This window comes from Intrasporangium sp. DVR (genome assembly GCF_040365325.1).
In the GTDB taxonomy this organism is placed as follows: domain Bacteria; phylum Actinomycetota; class Actinomycetes; order Actinomycetales; family Dermatophilaceae; genus Intrasporangium.
The window spans coordinates 140680-158993 of record NZ_BAABZW010000016.1 but is presented as its reverse complement, the minus strand read 5'-3'; the positions used below and the strand labels follow the sequence as shown (position 1 = coordinate 158993).

General features: G+C 71.7%; 15 protein-coding genes. 6 read left to right on the top strand and 9 right to left on the bottom strand.

Going from position 1 to position 18314, the window contains the following annotated elements:
* Nucleotides 1-25 precede the first annotated feature (25 nt).
* The 6 genes from tkt to pgl are packed head-to-tail and all read left to right on the top strand — an operon-like array spanning nucleotide 26 to nucleotide 8660.
* A complete protein-coding gene (gene tkt, locus ABWV20_RS12750) occupies nucleotides 26-2371 on the top strand; it encodes a transketolase (protein ID WP_353355574.1) in 2346 nt (781 codons plus the stop codon).
* Nucleotides 2372-2376: 5 nt separating this feature from the next.
* Nucleotides 2377-3489, top strand: coding sequence for a transaldolase (tal, locus tag ABWV20_RS12745; protein ID WP_353355572.1), 1113 nt, complete (start codon nucleotides 2377-2379; stop codon nucleotides 3487-3489).
* Nucleotides 3486-5129 (top strand): phosphoglucose isomerase-related protein, encoded by a 1644-nt coding sequence (locus tag ABWV20_RS12740; RefSeq protein WP_353355570.1) that lies wholly within the window; start codon nucleotides 3486-3488, stop codon nucleotides 5127-5129. The genes tal and ABWV20_RS12740 overlap by 4 nt, the downstream gene beginning before the upstream one ends.
* Nucleotides 5126-6667: a glucose-6-phosphate dehydrogenase gene (zwf, locus tag ABWV20_RS12735; RefSeq protein WP_353355568.1), complete on the top strand. Its 1542-nt coding sequence runs from the start codon at nucleotides 5126-5128 to the stop codon at nucleotides 6665-6667. The genes ABWV20_RS12740 and zwf overlap by 4 nt, the downstream gene beginning before the upstream one ends.
* A complete protein-coding gene (locus tag ABWV20_RS12730; RefSeq protein WP_353355566.1) occupies nucleotides 6664-7893 on the top strand; it encodes a glucose-6-phosphate dehydrogenase assembly protein OpcA in 1230 nt (409 codons plus the stop codon). The genes zwf and ABWV20_RS12730 overlap by 4 nt, the downstream gene beginning before the upstream one ends.
* Nucleotides 7890-8660, top strand: a complete 771-nt coding sequence (pgl, locus tag ABWV20_RS12725; RefSeq protein WP_353355564.1) for a 6-phosphogluconolactonase — start codon at nucleotides 7890-7892, stop codon at nucleotides 8658-8660. Before ABWV20_RS12730 ends, pgl begins: the two co-directional genes overlap by 4 nt.
* Before the next feature lie 114 nt (nucleotides 8661-8774).
* On the opposite strand, the gene ABWV20_RS12720 is transcribed toward pgl, so the two are convergent.
* From ABWV20_RS12720 to uvrC, 9 genes are all read right to left on the bottom strand, one after another.
* Entirely contained in the window at nucleotides 8775-9125 is a 351-nt protein-coding gene (locus ABWV20_RS12720) for an RNA polymerase-binding protein RbpA (protein ID WP_353355562.1), read from the bottom strand.
* Nucleotides 9126-9137: 12 nt separating this feature from the next.
* A complete protein-coding gene (secG, locus tag ABWV20_RS12715) occupies nucleotides 9138-9383 on the bottom strand; it encodes a preprotein translocase subunit SecG (protein WP_353355560.1) in 246 nt (81 codons plus the stop codon).
* Between the two features lie 195 nt (nucleotides 9384-9578).
* Complete coding sequence (gene tpiA / locus ABWV20_RS12710; protein ID WP_353355558.1) at nucleotides 9579-10388, bottom strand: triose-phosphate isomerase; 810 nt, start codon at nucleotides 10386-10388, stop codon at nucleotides 9579-9581.
* Nucleotides 10388-11707: a phosphoglycerate kinase gene (locus ABWV20_RS12705; RefSeq protein WP_353355556.1), complete on the bottom strand. Its 1320-nt coding sequence runs from the start codon at nucleotides 11705-11707 to the stop codon at nucleotides 10388-10390. The genes tpiA and ABWV20_RS12705 overlap by 1 nt, the downstream gene beginning before the upstream one ends.
* 171 nt (nucleotides 11708-11878) lie before the next feature.
* On the bottom strand, nucleotides 11879-12883 hold the full coding sequence (gene gap / locus ABWV20_RS12700) for a type I glyceraldehyde-3-phosphate dehydrogenase (RefSeq protein WP_353355554.1): 1005 nt from the start codon (nucleotides 12881-12883) through the stop codon (nucleotides 11879-11881).
* A 215-nt stretch (nucleotides 12884-13098) separates the two neighbouring features.
* A complete protein-coding gene (whiA, locus tag ABWV20_RS12695) occupies nucleotides 13099-14079 on the bottom strand; it encodes a DNA-binding protein WhiA (protein ID WP_353355552.1) in 981 nt (326 codons plus the stop codon).
* Between the two features lie 114 nt (nucleotides 14080-14193).
* Nucleotides 14194-15168, bottom strand: a complete 975-nt coding sequence (locus tag ABWV20_RS12690) for a gluconeogenesis factor YvcK family protein (protein WP_353355550.1) — start codon at nucleotides 15166-15168, stop codon at nucleotides 14194-14196.
* The gene (gene rapZ, locus ABWV20_RS12685; protein WP_353355548.1) at nucleotides 15165-16109 is read right to left on the bottom strand and encodes an RNase adapter RapZ; all 945 of its coding nucleotides are present in this window, start codon (nucleotides 16107-16109) and stop codon (nucleotides 15165-15167) included. Before rapZ ends, ABWV20_RS12690 begins: the two co-directional genes overlap by 4 nt.
* Nucleotides 16106-18286 (bottom strand): excinuclease ABC subunit UvrC, encoded by a 2181-nt coding sequence (gene uvrC / locus ABWV20_RS12680; protein WP_353355546.1) that lies wholly within the window; start codon nucleotides 18284-18286, stop codon nucleotides 16106-16108. Before uvrC ends, rapZ begins: the two co-directional genes overlap by 4 nt.
* Nucleotides 18287-18314: the final 28 nt, after the last annotated feature.

The following is an 18314-nucleotide window of genomic DNA, read 5'->3' as shown; positions in this document are numbered from 1 at the left end:
CCCGGCCCAGAAGGAGACCCGCCCCGTGCCTACCCCGACCAGTGCAACCGCCACGGCCACCGCCACGGAGAGCAAGCCCAGCCGCTCGAGGTCGGCGACCAAGGACCCGTTGGGCGGGCGCGACCCCCGGCTGCCCCGCCCCGTCTGCGCTGACGCCGGATGGTCGGACCTCGACGTGCGGGCGGTCGACACCGCTCGGCTGCTGGCCGCGGACGCAGTCCAGAAGGTGGGCAACGGCCACCCCGGCACGGCGATGTCACTGGCACCGCTCGCCTACCTGCTCTACCAGAACGTCATGCGGCACGACCCGTCGGACGCTGCCTGGCTCGGTCGCGACCGGTTCGTCCTGTCGGCCGGGCACTCGAGCCTGACGCAGTACATCCAGCTGTACCTCAGCGGATACGGCCTCGAGCTGGACGACCTCAGGTCGCTGCGCACGTGGGGCTCCCGGACCCCCGGGCACCCGGAGGTCCACCACACGGTCGGCGTGGAGATCACGACCGGCCCGCTCGGCTCGGGCCTCGCCTCGGCCGTCGGGATGGCCATGGCGCAACGCCGGCAGCGGGGCCTCTTCGACCCCGAGGCCGCGGCCGGCACGAGCCCCTTCGACCACCACGTCTATGTCATCGCCTCCGACGGGGACATCCAGGAGGGTGTCAGCCACGAGGCCTGCGCCCTCGCCGGCCACCAGGAGCTCGGCAACCTCACCGTCGTCTACGACGCCAACCAGATCTCCATCGAGGACGACACGGACATCGCCTTCAGCGAGGACGTCGCGAAGCGCTACGAGGCCTACGGCTGGCACGTCGTCACCGTCGACTGGCGCGGCACTGGCGACGGCAGCAGCTACGTCGAGGACGTCGATGCCCTGCTCGCCGCGATCCGTTCCGGCGACGAGGAGCCGACCCGGCCGACCCTGGTCATCCTCCGCACGATCATCGCCTGGCCCGCGCCCACCAAGCAGGACACCGGCAAGTCCCACGGCTCGGCCCTCGGTGAGGACGAGGTCGCAGCCACCAAGGAGCTGCTCGGATTCGACCCCGGCAAGTCCTTCGTCGTCGAGCCTGCCGTGCTCAAGCGGGCACGCGAGGTCGTCAAGCGGGGCAAGGCGGCCCACCGCGAGTGGGACAGGTCCTACAAGGCGTGGCGCAAGGCGAACCCCGACCGCGCTGCCCTCCTCGACCGCGTCGTCGCCGGACGGGCCCCCGAGGGCCTGGCCAAGGCCCTGCCCACCTTCCCCGCGGACGCGAAGGGTGTCGCGACCCGGGCCGCCTCCGGCAAGGTCCTCACCGCCCTCGCGTCCGTCATGCCGGAGCTCTGGGGAGGCTCGGCCGATCTCGCCGAGTCCAACAACACGACGATGGAGGGCGAGCCCTCCTTCATCCCGACCGGCAAGCAGACTGACGCCTGGCAGGGCAACCCCTACGGACGCACCCTGCACTTCGGCATCCGCGAGCACGGCATGGGGATGATCCTCAACGGCATCGCCCTGGAGGGTCTGACCCGGCCCTACGGCGGCACGTTCCTCGTGTTCTCCGACTACATGCGCCCGGCGGTGCGGCTCGCCGCCATCCAGCAGCTGCCCGTGACCTACGTGTGGACCCACGACTCGATCGGACTCGGCGAGGACGGCCCGACCCACCAGCCCGTCGAGCACCTGGCGGCCCTGCGCGCCATCCCCGGCCTGGACGTCGTGCGGCCCGCCGACGCCAACGAGACGGCGGCGGCGTGGGCGCAGATCCTCACCGGCGCCACCGGCCCGACGGCCCTCGCCCTCACCCGGCAGGCCGTTCCCACCTGGGACCGCTCCACCCACGGCAAGGCCAGCGGCGTCGCCAAGGGCGCCTACGTCCTCGTCGAGGAGTCCCGTCCCGGCGACCCTGACGTCATCCTCGTCGCCACCGGATCCGAGGTGCAGCTCGCCGTCGAGGCGGCGCAGCGGCTCGAGAAGTCGCGGGTCGCCACCCGCGTCGTGTCGATGCCGTGCCGCGAGTGGTTCGAGAAGCAGTCCAAGGCCTACCAGAACAGGGTGCTGCCGCCGGCGGTCCGCGCCCGGGTCAGCGTCGAGGCGGGCGTGTCCATGGGGTGGCACGACATCGTCGGCGACGCCGGTCGGACGATCAGCCTCGAGCACTTCGGCGCCTCCGCCGACTACCAGACCGTCTTCCGCGAGTTCGGCATCACCTCGGATGCGGTCGTCAAGGCGGCCAAGGAGTCGATCAAGGCGGCTGCGACCGCCGTGCACGCGCCCGGCATCACGGAGACCAACCCACGCAAGCGCACGGCGAGCGGCGACACCGACGTGTCCAGCGCGCGCCCACGGGCTGCGGCCAAGAAGTCCGCGACCGCCCGCCCCTCGAAGAGGAAGTGACCACCATGACGAACCCCAACACCCGGGCCCTGTCTGATGCCGGAGTCTCGATCTGGCTCGACGACCTGTCTCGTGAGCTGCTCGAGACCGGCAAGATCGCGGACCTCATGGAGGAGCGCAACGTCGTCGGGCTGACCTCCAACCCGTCGATCTTCCAGGCTGCGCTCTCCAAGGGGGACCGCTACAACGAGGACCTCACCGCCCTGACGAGCGCCGGCAAGAGCGTGGAGGAGGTCGTGCACGACCTGACCACGGCCGACGTGCGTGAGGCGTGCGACCTGTTCCGGCCGATCTACGACCGGACGGGTGGCCAGGACGGCCGGGCCTCGATCGAGGTCGACCCGCGCCTCGCGCACGACACCGAGGCAACGATCGCCCAGGCCAAGCAGATGTACGCCGACGTCGACCGGCCGAACGTCCTCATCAAGATCCCGGCCACGCTGGCCGGCCTGCCGGCGATCACCGCGGTCACGGCCGAGGGGATCAGCGTCAACGTCACCCTGATCTTCTCGCTCGACCGCTACCGGGCGGTGATGAACGCCTACCTGGACGGTCTCGAGAAGGCCCACGCCGCCGGCAAGGACCTCGCGACGATCCACTCCGTCGCGTCGTTCTTCGTCTCGCGCGTCGACACGGAGATCGACAAGCGTCTCGACGCCGTCGGCACCGACGAGGCGAAGGCCCTGCGCGGCCAGGCCGGCGTCGCGAACGCTCGCCTCGCGTACCAGGCCTTCGAGGAGGTCTTCAGCACCCCGCGCTGGCGCAGCCTCGCCGACGAGGGTGCCAACGTCCAGCGTCCGCTCTGGGCGTCGACGGGGGTCAAGGACCCCGCCTACTCCGACACCCTCTACGTCACCGAGCTCGTCGCACCGGGTGTCGTCAACACCATGCCGGGCAAGACCCTCGAGGCGACCGCCGACCACGGGGAGATCCGCGGGGACACGATCACCGGCACCTACGCCGAGGCAGCAGCCGTCCTGGACGCCCTCGCGGCACAAGGCATCTCCTACCAGGACGTGGTCGAGCTGCTCGAGCAGGAAGGCGTCGAGAAGTTCGAGAAGTCGTGGGGCGAGCTGCTCGACGGGGTGAGCGAGGAGATGGAGAAGGTGCGGGCATGACCTCGCTCGCCGTGAGCGCCTCCGGCGCCGCCGCCGACGCCATCGAGCGGCACGTGCCCGACCTCGTCGGCGACTCGGTCGCGAGCCGGCTGTTCGCCCGGGACGCCACCCTGTGGGGTCCCGACGCGGAGGCAGAGTCGCGCATCCGGTTGTCCTGGGTCGGCCTCGGCCGGTCCTCGCGCCCACTCGTCGGGGAGATCGCGGCGCTGCGCGACACCTTCGCCCAGCAGGGCCTCGACCACGTCGTGCTGTGTGGGATGGGCGGCTCCTCGCTCGCCCCTGAGGTCATCTGCGCCACCGCGGGGCGCCCGCTGGTCGTGCTGGACTCCTCGGACCCGGACGTCGTCCGGCGGGCGATCGACGACGACCTCGCCCACACGGTCGTCGTCGTGTCCAGCAAGTCGGGCTCGACGGTGGAGACCGACTCCCAGCGGCGCGCCTACGAGCAGGCCTTCACCGACGCTGGGATCGACCCGACCGAGCGCATCGTCGTGGTGACCGACCCAGGAAGCCCCCTGGACGAGGAGGCCCGCGGCAAGGGTTACCGCGTGGTCAACGCCGACCCCGAGGTCGGTGGTCGCTACTCCGCGCTCACCGCCTTCGGCCTGGTGCCGAGCGGCCTCGCCGGTGTCGACGTCGCTGCCCTGCTCGACGAGGCGGAGTCGGTCGCCGACCTGCTCGCCGCGGACGACGACGCCAACCCCGCGCTCCGGCTCGGTGCCGCCATGGGTGGCACGAGTCCCCTGCGCGACAAGCTCGTCCTCGTCGACGACGGCTCGGGCATCAGCGGCTTCGCCGACTGGGCCGAGCAGCTCATCGCCGAGTCGACCGGCAAGAACGGCACCGGCGTCCTGCCGGTGGTCGTCGAGTCGGACGACGCCCCGGAGCTGGGCTGGTCGGCACCCGACGTCCTCGTCGCCCGTCTCGTCGCCGCCGATGACGAGGGCCGGCCGGATGGCGACGGGGTCCGCGTCGGCGGCACCCTCGGCGCCCAGCTGCTGCTCTGGGAGGCCGCCACGGCCGTTGCCGGTCGCCTCCTCGGGATCAACCCGTTCGACCAGCCCGACGTCGAGTCGGCCAAGAAGGCCGCCCGGGGGCTCCTCGACCAGGGGACCCGCGAAGCCAGCCCAGCGGCATACGTCGACGGGGCCGTCGAGGTCCGCGCGCTCGGTGGTGACTGGCTGCCCGTCGAGCGCCCCACCGGACCGGCGGGGCGCACGGTGGCCGAGGCGGTCGAGGCCCTCCTCGGGCAGGTCGGCGCCGACGGGTACGTCGCCGTGATGGCCTACCTCGACCGGCTGGGCGACGCTGAGCTCGCCGACTGCCGGCGCGCCCTCGCTGCGCGCACCGAGCGACCGACCACCTTCGGGTGGGGACCCCGGTTCCTCCACTCGACCGGTCAGTTCCACAAGGGCGGTCCGCCCGTCGGTGTCTACGTCCAGATCACCTCGGCACCCCGTTCGGACCTCCCCGTCCCGGGACGGGACTTCACCTTCGGGCAGTTCATCGCCGCCCAGGCAGGCGGGGACGCCCAGGTCCTCGCGGAGCACGGCCGCCCTGTCCTGCAGCTGCACCTCACCGACCACGACGCCGGTCTGGCGCAGGTGCGAGCGGCGCTGCTGGTGGGAGACCACGGATGAGACCGGCGCGGGTGGCCCACGGTGTCAACCCGCTCCGCGACCCGGAGGACAAACGCCTCCCCCGCATCGCGGGCCCCTGCGGGCTCGTCCTCTTCGGGGTCACCGGCGACCTCGCCCGCAAGAAGCTCATGCCGGCCATCTATGACCTGGCCAACCGGGGCCTGCTCCCCCCCGGCTTCTCGCTCGTCGGCTTCGCCCGCCGGGACTGGGCCACGCAGGACTTCGGCAAGGTCGTCTACGACGCGGTCCGGCAGCATGCCCGGACGCCGTTCAGCGACGACGTGTGGCGCAACCTCTCCGAGGGGTTCCGCTTCGTCCCGGGCACGTTCGACGACCCCGCCGCCTTCGACCTGCTGACCCAGACCGTCCACGAGCTCGACGCCGACCGGGGCACCGGCGGCAACCACGCGTTCTACCTCTCGGTCCCGCCGGCGTTCTTCGCCCCGGTCTGCGAGCAGCTCGAACGGTGTGGGCTGACGACGTCCAGCGGTGACTCCTGGCGCCGTGTCGTCATCGAGAAGCCATTCGGGCACGACCTGCGCAGCGCCCAGGAGCTGAACCGGATCGTCGAGAAGGTGTTCCCTCCGGACAGCGTCTTCCGGATCGACCACTACCTCGGCAAGGAGACCGTCCAGAACCTGCTCGCCCTGCGCTTCGCCAACCAGCTCTTCGAGCCGGTCTGGAACTCCCACTACGTCGACCACGTGCAGATCACGATGGCCGAGGACATCGGCATCGGTGGGCGCGCCGGCTACTACGACGGCATCGGTGCCGCCCGCGACGTCGTGCAGAACCACCTGCTCCAGCTGCTGGCGCTCACCGCCATGGAGGAGCCCGTGTCCTTCGACGCCACCGACCTGCGCGCCGAGAAGGAGAAGGTCCTGTCCGCCGTGCGGCTGCCCGTCGACCTCGATGCGCACGCTGCCCGCGGTCAGTACGCCTCGGGGTGGCAGGGCGAGACGGAGGTCGTCGGCTACCTGCAGGAGGAGGGCGTCGACTCGGAGTCCCGGACCGAGACCTTCGCGGCCGTGACCCTCGAGGTCGACACCCGCAGGTGGGCGGGAGTGCCGTTCTACCTGCGGGCCGGAAAGCGTCTCGGCAAGCGGGTCACCGAGATCGCCGTCGTCTTCAAGCGGGCGCCCCACCTGCCCTTCGAGCACACGGCCACCGAGGAGCTGGGCCAGAACGCCATCGTCATCCGCGTCCAGCCGGACGAGGGCGTCACGATCCGCTTCGGCTCGAAGGTGCCCGGCGCCCAGATGGACATCCGGGACGTCACCATGGACTTCGGCTACGGGTCCTCCTTCACCGAAGCCTCCCCCGAGGCCTACGAGCGGCTCATCCTCGACGTCCTGCTCGGCGACCCACCCCTCTTCCCGCGCCACGAGGAGGTCGAGCTGTCCTGGCGGATCCTCGACCCGCTCATCAAGCACTGGGCACGCAGCGGCAGACCGGAGCAGTACCCCGCGGGCACGTGGGGGCCGGCCTCCGCCGACGCCATGCTCGCTCGTGACGGCCGCACCTGGAGGATGCCGTGATCAGGGACCTCACCGACACCACGACGAAGGACATCAGCAAGACCCTCGTGCGGCTCCGCAACGAGGTGGGCGCGATGGCACTCGGCCGTGTCCTCACCCTCATCATCGTCGTCGACGACGCCGACGCCGCAGAGGCGATCGAGGTGGCCAACCACGCCAGCCGCCAGCACCCCTGTCGGATCATCGTCCTCATCGCCGGCGACCGTCGCGGGCGCAACCGCCTCGACGCCCAGATCCGCCTCGGGGGTGACGCCGGCGCGAGCGAGATCGTGGTCCTGCGGCTCTACGGGCCGCTGGCCAAGCACGGCCCCAGCGTCGTCGTCCCGCTGATCCTGCCCGACTCCCCAATCGTCGCCTGGTGGCCCGGTGAGGCGCCGGGCGACGTCGCCAGCGACCCCATCGGCGCGATGGCCCAACGCCGCATCACCGACGCCGCCGAGCACCGCAACTCCCGCCTCATGCTCAAGAAGCGGGCCAAGACCTACCAGCCGGGCGACACCGACCTGTCGTGGACGAGGATCACCCGATGGCGGGGCCTGCTCGCCGCCGCGCTCGACCAGCCGCCCTACGAGCCGGTGACCGAGGCCGTCGTCTCCGGGGCACCGGACTCCCCGTCCACCGACCTGCTGGCGGCGTGGTTGGCCCACCGGCTCAAGGTCCCGGTCCAACGGGTCGCGACGCCACGCGGCTCGGGCATCGGAGCCGTGCGCCTCGAGCGCAAGAGCGGCCCGATCGACCTCGTGCGTCCCGGCGACACGATCGCCACCCTCTCCCAACCGGGCCAGCCCGATCGCCGGATCACCCTGCCCCGGCGGGAGGCTCGCGAGATCCTCGCCGACGAGCTGCGCCGCCTCGACCCGGACAACACCTACGAGGACGCTCTCCTCGACGGCCTGCAGAAGCTCCGGCCCGTGCGGCTCTCCGCCGCCGAGGCAGCCAAGGCCGGAAAGGCGCCTGACCCGGACCAGGCCCGCCGGCTCGCCGAGCGGCTCAGCCGCGACGACTCCGCCAAGGAGGCGATGGCGATGATCACCAGCCCGCCGGCGCCCGACCGGTCCGAGGTGGAGCAGGTGCACTCGGCCACGGTCCGCAAGCTGGCGGGCAAGCGGACGCCGAGAGAGAAGGAGGCCGCGGCGCAGCCCCGTCAGCGCAAGGCCGCGAGGCCCGCGTCGAGCGAGAAGTCCTCCGCCGCGAAGACCTCTCCGAGCCGGAAGGGGTCCTCATGACCGCGGATCACCTCGTCACCCCGGAGCCCGGGGTCGTCGTCCACCCGGACCAGCAGTCGCTCGCTGACGCGGCGGCCGCCCGGCTCGTGCCCGCCCTGCTCGACGCCCAAGGGCGCACGGGCGAGGCGCAGGTCGTGCTGACGGGTGGCTCGCTGGGATCGGAGATCATCCGGTCGCTGACCCACGTGCCGGGCCGCAGCGCCGTGGACTGGAGCCGGGTCCGGGTCTGGTGGGGTGACGAGCGCTTCCTGCCGCGGGGGCATGCGGACCGCAACGACACGCAGAACGACGAGGCCGGCCTCACCTCGCTGGGGCTCGACCCGGCCAAGGTCCACCGGGTGCCGGGACCCGACGAGGCAGACACTGCCGAGGAGAGCGCAGCCGCCTACGCCGAGACGCTGCTGCGACATGGGGCCGCTCCCTTCGACGTCCTCATCCTCGGCGTCGGGCCGGATGGTCACGTGGCGTCGCTGTTCCCCCACCACGACGCGCAGCGCACCACCGGGGCCCCGACCGTCGCCGTGCACGAGTCGCCCAAGCCGCCGCCGGACCGCGTCTCGCTGACCTTCGAGCGCCTCGCCCGGGCGCGGGAGACCTGGTTCCTCGTGGCCGGACGCGACAAGGCGGACGCGGTCGCCGCAGCGCTGCGGCCGGGAACCGACCGGTGGGACGTGCCGGCGTCGGAACCGAAGGGCAGCGAGGCGACCCGGTGGCTCGTGGACGTCGAGGCGGCCGCAGGACTCTCCTGGCGCCCAGCGGGCTCCTGACCTCAGCTTGGGCGCGGCCTGCACGCCCCGATGAGAGGTGCGTCAGCCCGCCACGACGCACGTATGCCGCTGAGCGGGCGCCCGCTCAGCGGCATACGTCACCGGGTGGCCCGGCTACTGGATGAGCCCGCGGTCGCGCAGGGTGCTCAGTGCCTCGTCGAGGATCGCCGCGCCATCGGCATCGCTGCGGCGCTCCTTGACGTAGGCGAGGTGGGTCTTGTAGGGCTCGACCTTGGGCGGGGCCGGGGGGTTCTCCTTGTCCTGGCCGGCCGGGAACCCGCACCGCGGGCAGTCCCAGAGCTCCGGGAGCACCATGCCGGGCTCCTCGGCGAAGCTCGGCCTGGTCTCGTGGCCGTTGGAGCACCAGTAGGAGATGTAGACCCGGGGGGCGGTGTCGCCGCGCTCGGCCTCACCCATGGGTCCGGCCCCGACTCGGCTGCCTCGGATCGCGTTGCCGCTCGCCATGCGCCCGCCCTCTCAGCCCTGGAACCGGGCGAGCAGGCCCAGTCCGATGATCGCCGTGGCCCACACGGCGGCGACCGCCACCGTGAACCGGTCGAGGTTGCGCTCCGCGACCGACGAGCCGCCGAGTGACGTCGACATGCCACCACCGAACATGTCGGAGAGGCCGCCACCCTTGCCCTTGTGGAGCAGGATGAACAGGGTCAGGATCAGGCTGGACAGCACCAGCAGGACCTGTAGCACGATGCGAACCGCATCCACGTGGTCACTCCAAATCGTCGGTGACGGGCGCGCGACCCGTCGCATGGTCGGCCCGGTTGGGCACAGTCGGGGGCTGGTTGAGAGCCCGGATGTGGCCCGGTTGAGGCCATGGGACAGGATACCTTCCCCCAGCCGGTGAGCCGAATGTCCGGCCCCACGTGCCGAGGCCGAAGCCGGGACCAGGCCCGAGCGGGATCAGCTCCCGGTGACGTGGTCGCGGTAGCGGCAGATCGACGCGAACTCGGCCGGGTCGATGGACGCGCCGCCGACGAGGGCACCATCGACGTCCTCCTGCGCCATGATCGAGGCGACGTTGGCCGCCTTGACGCTCCCGCCGTAGAGGATGCGCACGCCGTCGGCCAGGTCGCCGCTGTAGAGCTCGGCGAGCAGGGTGCGGATGGCGGCGCAGACCTCCTGGGCGTCCTCGGGCGTCGCGACCTCGCCCGTGCCGATCGCCCAGATCGGCTCGTAGGCGATCACGATGCCGGCGGCCTGCTCCCTCGTCACCCCGTCGAGCGCGGCACGCAGCTGCCCGACGACGTGCTCGACCTGGCGGCCCTCCTTGCGCACGTCGAGGGCCTCGCCGCAGCAGAGGATCGGCGTCAGCTCGTGCCGGTAGGCAGCCTTGACCTTGGCGGCGACGACCTCGTCGGTCTCGTGGTGCCCCTCGCGCCGCTCGCTGTGTCCCACGACGACGTAGGCGCACCCGAGCTTCCTGAGGAACGCACCCGAGATGTCACCGGTGTAGGCGCCGGACGCGTGGGGGGACAGGTCCTGCGCCCCGTAGCGCAGGTGGAGTCGGTCGCCCTCGACGAGGGTCTGGACCGACCGCAGGTCGGTGAACGGGGGCAGCACGGCGACCTCGACGGCGTCGTAGTCGTGCTTGGCGTCCCGGAGCGTCCAGTCGAGCTTCTGGACGAGGTGGGTTGCCTGCAGGTGGTCGAGGTTCATCTTCCAGTTGCCCGCCATGAGCGGGACCCGGCCGACGGCCTTGTGCGCGGCCATCAGGCTTCTCCCCCCTGCGGCCCGGCAGCGGCGTCGGCAGCGTCATCGCCGGCGTCGGGAGCCGCGTCGGCTGCGTCATCGCCGGCGTCGGTGCTGTCCGGGTCGTCGTCCCCGTCGAGGACGGTGAGCCCCGGCAGCTCCTTGCCCTCGAGGTACTCGAGGCTGGCCCCGCCGCCGGTGGAGATGTGACCGAACTCGGTGTCGGCGAAACCGAGCTGACGCACCGCGGCGGCCGAGTCGCCCCCGCCGACGACGGTGAGGGCACCCTCCCGGGTCACCTCGACGAGCGCCTGCGCCAACGCCTTGGTCCCTGCTGCGTAGGGCTCCATCTCGAAGGCACCCATCGGGCCGTTCCAGAAGACGGTCCGGCAGTCGGCCAGCCTCGCGGCGAAGAGCGCCGCCGACTCGGGCCCGACGTCCAGACCCATCCGGTCGGCCGGGATCGCGTCGACGGGGACGACCTCGTGCTCCGCGTCCGCACTGAAGGCGTCGGCCGCGACGATGTCGACCGGCAGGACGATCTCGACGCCCTCCTGCTCGGCTCGCTCGAGGTAGCCCTTGACCGTCTCGACCTGCTCGGACTCGAGCAGGCTCTTGCCGACCTCGAGGCCCTTCGCGGCGAGGAAGGTGAAGACCATGCCGCCGCCGATGAGGAGGCGGTCGGCCGTGCCGAGGAGGTTGCCGATGACCCCGAGCTTGTCGGACACCTTGGCGCCGCCGAGGACGACGGCGTAGGGCCGCTCCGGGTCGCGGGTCAGCCGGCGCAGCACGTTGACTTCCGCCTCGACGAGACCCCCGGTCGCGTGCGGGAGCAGCCGGGCGACGTCGTACACCGACGCCTGGGCGCGGTGCACGACTCCGAAGCCGTCGGAGACGAAGACATCGGCGAGCGATGCGAGCGCCTCGGCGAACTCGGCCCGGTCTGCCTCGGATTTCGCCGTCTCCCCGGCGTTGAAGCGCAGGTTCTCGAGCACGACGACGCCGCCGTCCTCGAGGGACTCGACGGCGGCCCGCGCGCTCTCACCGACGGTGTCCTCGGCGAACACGACAGGGTGCCCGAGCAGCTCGCCGAGGCGCCCGGCCACCGGCGCCAGGGAGTACTTCGGGTCCGGCTCACCCTTGGGTCGGCCGAGGTGTGCGCAGACAATGACGCGAGCGCCCATCTCGGACAACATCTTGATCGTGGGGGCGGACGCCCGGATGCGCCCGTCATCGGTGATCGTCGCCCCGCGCTCGGTCTGCTCGAGCGGGACGTTGAGGTCGGAGCGGACGAGGACGCGCTTGCCGCGCAGGTCCCCGAGGTCGCCAATCGTCTTCACGCGGATGCCTCTTCGGTTGGGTCAGGACGTGCAGGGGGGACCGGTCTCGGTCTGGTCAGGAGGCCGACGAGATCGGCCGGGTGGTGGGCCGGTCGGTCTGAGCGGAGGCGGCCACCGCCCCCAGGCGAGCCTACGTGGCCCGCCTGCGCTCGGGGACGGCGGCGCCTGCGCTCAGAGCGACTGGCCGACGAGCTTGACGATGTCGACGAGCCGGTTGGAGTAGCCCCACTCGTTGTCGTACCACCCGACGACCTTGACCTGGTTGCCGATGACCTTCGTGAGGCCGGCATCGAAGATGCAGGAGGCGGGGTCGGTCTCGATGTCCTTGGACACGATCGGGTCCTCGGTGTAGACGAGGTAGCCCTTGAGCGGCCCCTCAGCGGCAGCCTTGACCGCGGCGTTGACCTCCTCGACCGTCGTCTCCCGGCCCGCCTCGAAGGTGAGGTCGGTGGCCGAGCCCGTGGGCACCGGGACCCGGAGGGCGAAGCCGTCGAGCTTGCCCTTGAGCTCGGGCAGGACCAGGCCGATCGCCTTCGCGGCGCCCGTGGACGTCGGGACGATGTTGAGCGCAGCGGCGCGGGCGCGGCGCAGGTCCTTGTGGGGGGCGTCCTGGAGGTTCTGGTCCTGGGTGTACGCGTGGATGGTCGTCATGAGGCCCTTGACGATGGTGAACTCGTCGTGGAGGACCTTGGCCATCGGGGCGAGGCAGTTGGTCGTGCACGAGGCGTTGGAGATGACCGTGTGCGCGGACGGGTCGTAGAGGTCGTCGTTGACGCCCATCACGATGGTGATGTCCTCGTTCTTCGCCGGCGCGGAGATGATGACCTTCTTCGCCCCGCCGTCGACGTGCGCCCGTGCCTTCTCGGCGTCGGTGAAGAAGCCGGTCGACTCGACGACGATGTCCGCTCCGACGGAGGTCCAGTCGATCTGCGCCGGGTCGCGCTCCTCGAAGACGCGGATGGAGGTCCCGTCGACCGTGATCGACGTCTCGTCGTAGCTCACCTCGCCCGGGAAGCGGCCCAGGATGCTGTCGTACTTCAGCAGGTGGGCCAGGGTCTTGTTGTCCATGAGGTCGTTGGTGGCAACGACCTCGATGTCGGCTCCCGACGCCTGGACGGCGCGGAAGAAGTTGCGGCCGATGCGGCCGAAGCCGTTGATGCCTACACGAACGGTCACTGCTGTGCACCTCTCGGGGTGAGACTTCACTGGTCGGCGGTCGGTCGCGGCGCTGCGACGTCTCGTCGCCTCAACCCTAGACCGTCGCTCCCGGGGACGTGACGTGAGTCTCATCGCATGGGCGCTGCCCGGCCGGTGGCCACTCCCCCGCTGGCGGAGGCCGTATGCCGCTGGGCCCGGTCGGGTGCCCGCGTGCCCCTGCGGACGCCGCGGGGTCAGCTGTCGAGCATGTCCGCGGTGAGGTTGGCATCGGTGCCGGGGATGCCGAGGTCCTCGGCCCGCTTGTCCGCCATGGCGAGCAGGCGGCGGATGCGACCGGCGACGGCGTCCTTGGTCATCGGCGGCTGGGCCAGCTGGCCGAGCTCCTCGAGGCTGGCCTGCTTGTGCTCGAGCCGGAGCACACCGGCCTCGCGGAGGTGGTCGGGCACCTCGTCACCGAGGATCTCCATGGCGCGCTCGACGCGGGCGCCGGCGGCGACCGCGGCCCGGGCGGAGCGTCGCAGGTTGGCATCGTCGAAGTTGGCCAGCCGGTTGGCGGTCGCCCGCACCTCCCGCCGCATCCGCCGCTCCTCCCAGGCGAGCACGGCGTCGTGAGCGCCGAGCCGGGTCAGCATGGCGCCGATCGCGTCCCCGTCCCGGATGACCACACGGTCGACGCCGCGGACCTCGCGGGCCTTGGCCTGGATGCCGAGCCGCCGGGCGGCTCCCACGAGGGCCAGGGCGGCTTCGGGGCCCGGGCAGGTGACCTCCAGCGCCGAGGACCGGCCGGGCTCGGTGAGGGAGCCATGGGCGAGGAAGGCGCCACGCCAGGCTGCCTCGGAGTCGCAGGTGGAACCGCTGACGACCTTGGGCGGCAGCCCGCGCACCGGGCGGCCCTGGGTGTCGATGAGTCCGGTCTGCCTCGCGAGGGTGGCGCCCTCCTCGACCACCCGCACCACGTAGCGGGAGCCGCGCCGCAACCCCCCGGCGGCGAGGACGAGGACGTCGCTGCGGTGCCCGTAGACCTCGGTGATGTTGCGGCGCAGCCGGCGTGCGGCGTTGGCCGTGTCGAGCTCGGCCTCGACGACGATCTGGCCACCGATGATGTGCAGCCCGCCCGCGAAGCGGAGCATCGTGGACACCTCGGCCTTGCGACAGCAGGGCTTGGTCACGTCGAGACGTGAGAGCTCGTCCTTCACCTTCGCTGTCATCGCCATGCCCGACATCCTGCCACCCGCATCGACGCGCGGACGCGATCCGCTCACGGTGCGAGGTCCACGTGACGTCCACGCGGCGTCAACCCGGGCGGGCGTGCGTCGGCCGCCCGGGGCTCAGCTCGCGATGACGTCCCGCAGCGCGGCAGCGAGGCGCAGCGGGTCGTGCACCCCTGGTCGACCACGGGCGACGACCGGAGCCACGACGAGCTCGGCACCGACCTGGGAGGCGGCAGCCCGGAGCGTGTCCGTGTCGTCGACGACGCTGGGGTCGGCGATGACGGCGTCGAGCCGGAGGTCAGGTGCGTTGGCGGCGAACGAGGCGAGGTGGTCCTCGGCCCGGAAGTCGCGCGTCTCGTCGGTGGCCACCTCGAGGTTGAGGATGAGCAGACGTCGGGCCGTGGTCGCGACGAGCGCGTCGGCGAGGTCGGGCACGAGCAGGTGCGGCATGACCGAGGTGAACCAGGAGCCGGGGCCGAAGACGACCCAGTCGGCCTCACCGACGGCGGCGAGGGCCTCGACGCATGGCTGGGGACAGGTCGGCAGGATCCCGATCGAGGACACGGTCCCCGGTGACGAGGCGACGCGGTGCTGACCGTGGACGACGACGGTCTCGTCGGGCGTCGCCGGGTCGTGGCCGCGGATCTCGGCGACGATCTCGAGGGGTTCCGACGCCATGGGCAGCACGCGCCCGCGCGCCCCGAGCAGGCGCCCGACGAGCTCGAGGCCGCCGACGGTGTCACCGAGCAGCTCCCAGATGGAGACGATCATGAGGTTGCCGAGGGAGTGCCCTTGGAGCTCGCCCGAGCCGGCGAACCGGTGCTGGAGGACGTCCCGCCACGTGTGCCCCCACTCCGAGTCGTCGCAGAGGGCGGCGAGGGCCATGCGCAGGTCTCCCGGGGGAAGCACGTGGAAGTCGTCGCGGAGCCGACCGCTCGAGCCGCCGTCGTCGGCGACGGTGACGACGGCGGTCAGGTGGTCGGTGAGCAGGCGCAGGGCACTGAGCGACGCGAACAGCCCGTGGCCGCCGCCGAGCGCGACGATCTGTCGCTGGTGCGTCGGCAGCAGCTGGGTGGCCGGTGGCACGCTCATTCGCGGCCGAGGTCCCGATGCACGGTGAACGTGTCCACCTGCTCCGTGCCCAGCCGGCCGCTGAGCGCCTCGGCGGTCGCCACCGATCGGTGTTTGCCGCCGGTGCAGCCCACGGCGACGGTGACGTAGCGGCGCCCCTCGCGGACGTAGCCGTCGACCATGGTCGAGAGCAGGTCGGTCGCTCGGTCGAGGAACTCCTGGGCTCCGTCCTGCCTCATGACGTAGTCGGCGACGGCCTCGTCCTGGCCGTTGAGCGCCTTGAGCTCGGGCACCCAGTACGGGTTGGGCAGGAACCTCATGTCGAACACGACGTCGGCGTCGAGGGGCAGGCCGTACTTGAACCCGAAGCTCATCACGGCGATGCGCAGCTGGACCTTCCGGTCACCGGCGAAGAGGGAGGCCAGCTTGGCCGTCAGCTGGTGGACGTTGAGCCCGGAGCTGTCGATCACGACGTCGGCGCTCGAGCGCAGGTCGAGCAGCAGGGCGCGCTCACGCTGGATCCCGTCGAGCAGGCGCCCCTCACCCTGCAGGGGATGGGGCCGTCGGACACTCTCGAACCGTCGGACGAGGGCCTCGTCCGTGGCGTCGAGGAAGAGGACGCTCGGCCGCTCACCGCGGGCCGTGGCGGCGTCGATGGCCTCCTGCAGGTGAGCGAACCAGCCACGCGACCGCACGTCGACGACGACCGCCAGCTGGCGGAGCGCCGCGTCGGGGTGGCGCTGGACGGAGGCGTAGCGCAGCTCGACGAGGGACTCGAGCATCTGGGGCGGGAGGTTGTCCACGACGAGCCAGCCGAGGTCCTCGAGGACATTCGCGGTCGTCGACCGCCCCGCCCCGCTCATCCCGGTGACGATGACGAGAGGAGCGTCGGCGATCGCGCCGGTGGTCGGGTGCGTCTGGGAGGGGTGCGGCTTCTCGGGGGTGCCCGACGGCGTGGTCATTCGAGGATCTCTCCCGTGGTGAGGTTGACGGCGGGCTCGGTGGGACCGCTCTGGCTCAGGTGCGCGACGATGGCGGCGGCGAGCGCCGGGCCGATCCCGGGTACGGCCATGATGGCCTGCGCGTCGGCGGCCCGAAGCCGTTTCACCGATCCGAAGTGCTTGAGCAGCGCCCGCTGCCGGGCCGCGCCGAGCCCCGGCACCCCGTCGAGCTGGGAGACGGTCATCGCCTTCGAGCGACGCTGCCGGTGGAACGTGATGGCGAACCGGTGCGCCTCGTCGCGGAGCCGCTGCAGCAGGTAGAGGCCCTCGCTCGTGCGCGGGAGGATGACCGGGTAGTCCGTGCGCGGCAGCCAGACCTCCTCCAGTCGCTTCGCGAGCCCGACGACGGCCACCTCCTCGATGCCCAGCTCGTCGAGCACGGCCTGCGCGGCATTGACCTGGGGCAGCCCGCCGTCGACGACGACGAGGCTGGGTGGGTAGGCGAACCGTCGCGGACGGCCGGTCGTCGGGTCGATCGGTCCGGAGGGCAGGTCGTCCGCCAGCCCGGGCTCCGAGCCCTCCGGCGCACCGCCCGGGCGGCCGTTGCCGTTCCGCCTGCCGTCTCGTGGGTGCGCACCGACGGCGTCCGGGACCTCACGCTCGATGTCTCCCTCGATCCCTGCGGCGAGGTCGAGGTCGCCCACCCCCTCGGCCTCCTCGAGGTAGCGGCGGAAGCGACGACTGAGCACCTCCCGCATGGCCGCGGTGTCGTCGACCGTGACCTGCTCAGCGGCCTGGCCAGCGGCCTGGCCAGCGTCCTGGCCAGCGTCCTGCCCATCGACCGGACCACTGCCGCTGCCCCCTCCCCGCACGATGAACCGGCGGTACTCCCCCTTGCGGGCGAGCCCGTCCTCGAAGACGACCATGCTCGCCACGACGTTGGTGCCCTGCACGTGGCTCACGTCGTAGCACTCGATCCGCAGCGGAGCCTCGGGAAGGTCGAGGTAGTCCTGCAGCTCCTGGAGAGCCTGGCTGCGCAGGGTCAGGTCCCCGGCCCGGGCGACCTTGTGGCGGGCGAGGGACTGCTCGGCGTTGCGACGCACGGTCTCCATGAGGCGTCGTTTGTCGCCGCGCTGCGGAATCCGCACGGAGACGGCGGACCCGCGCAGGCCGGACAGCCACGTGGCGACGGCGTCCGCATCGGTCGGCAGGACGGGGACGAGGACCTCACGCGGCACCGCGTCGCGCGTGCCGTTCTGCGGGTCGACATCGCCGTAGACCTGCTGCAGCAGGTGCTCGACGAGCAGCGGAAGGTCCTCGCTCTCCTTCTCCACGACCCAGCCGCGCTGACCGCGGATTCGGCCGCCCCGGACGTGGAAGACCTGGACCGCCGCCTCGAGGTCGTCGTCGGCCAGGGCGAAGATGTCCGCGTCGGTCGCGTCGCCCAGGACCACGGCCTGCTTCTCCAGGGCCTTGCGCATGGCGTTGAGGTCGTCGCGCAGGCGGGCAGCCTCCTCGAACTCGAGGTTGGACGAGGCGTCCTTCATCCGCGTCTCGAGTCGCCTGAGGAAGCGCGTCGTGTCGCCGGACATGAACTCGCAGAACTCCTCGGCGATGGCGCGGTGCTCATCGGCGCTCACCCGACCCACGCACGGTGCCGAGCACTTGTCGATGTAGCCGAGCAGGCAGGGTCTGCCGCTCGCGGCCGCTCGCTTGAACACCCCGGCCGAGCACGTCCGGATGGGAAACACCCGAAGAAGCAGGTCGAGGGTCTCGCGGATCGCCCAGGCGTGCCCGTAGGGGCCGAAGTAGCGAGTGCCGCGTCGCTTGGCGCCTCGCATCACCTGGGCCCGAGGGAACTCCTCTCCCAACGTGACGGCGAGGAACGGATACGACTTGTCGTCGCGGTACTTGACGTTGAAGCGCGGGTCGAACTCCTTGATCCAGGAGTACTCGAGCGCGAGCGCCTCCACCTCGGTCCGCACCACGGTCCACTCGACCGAGGCAGCGGTGGTGACCATCGTCGCCGTGCGCGGGTGGAGGGCGGCGATGTCCTGGAAGTAGGACGACAGGCGCGGGCGCAGCGACTTCGCCTTGCCGACATAGATGACCCGCCGGTGGGCGTCCCGAAACCGGTAGACCCCCGGGTCCAGGGGGATCTCCCCCGGTTTGGGGCGGTAGGTCGTCGGATCGGCCACGCCACCACCTTATGTCCGCTCACCGACT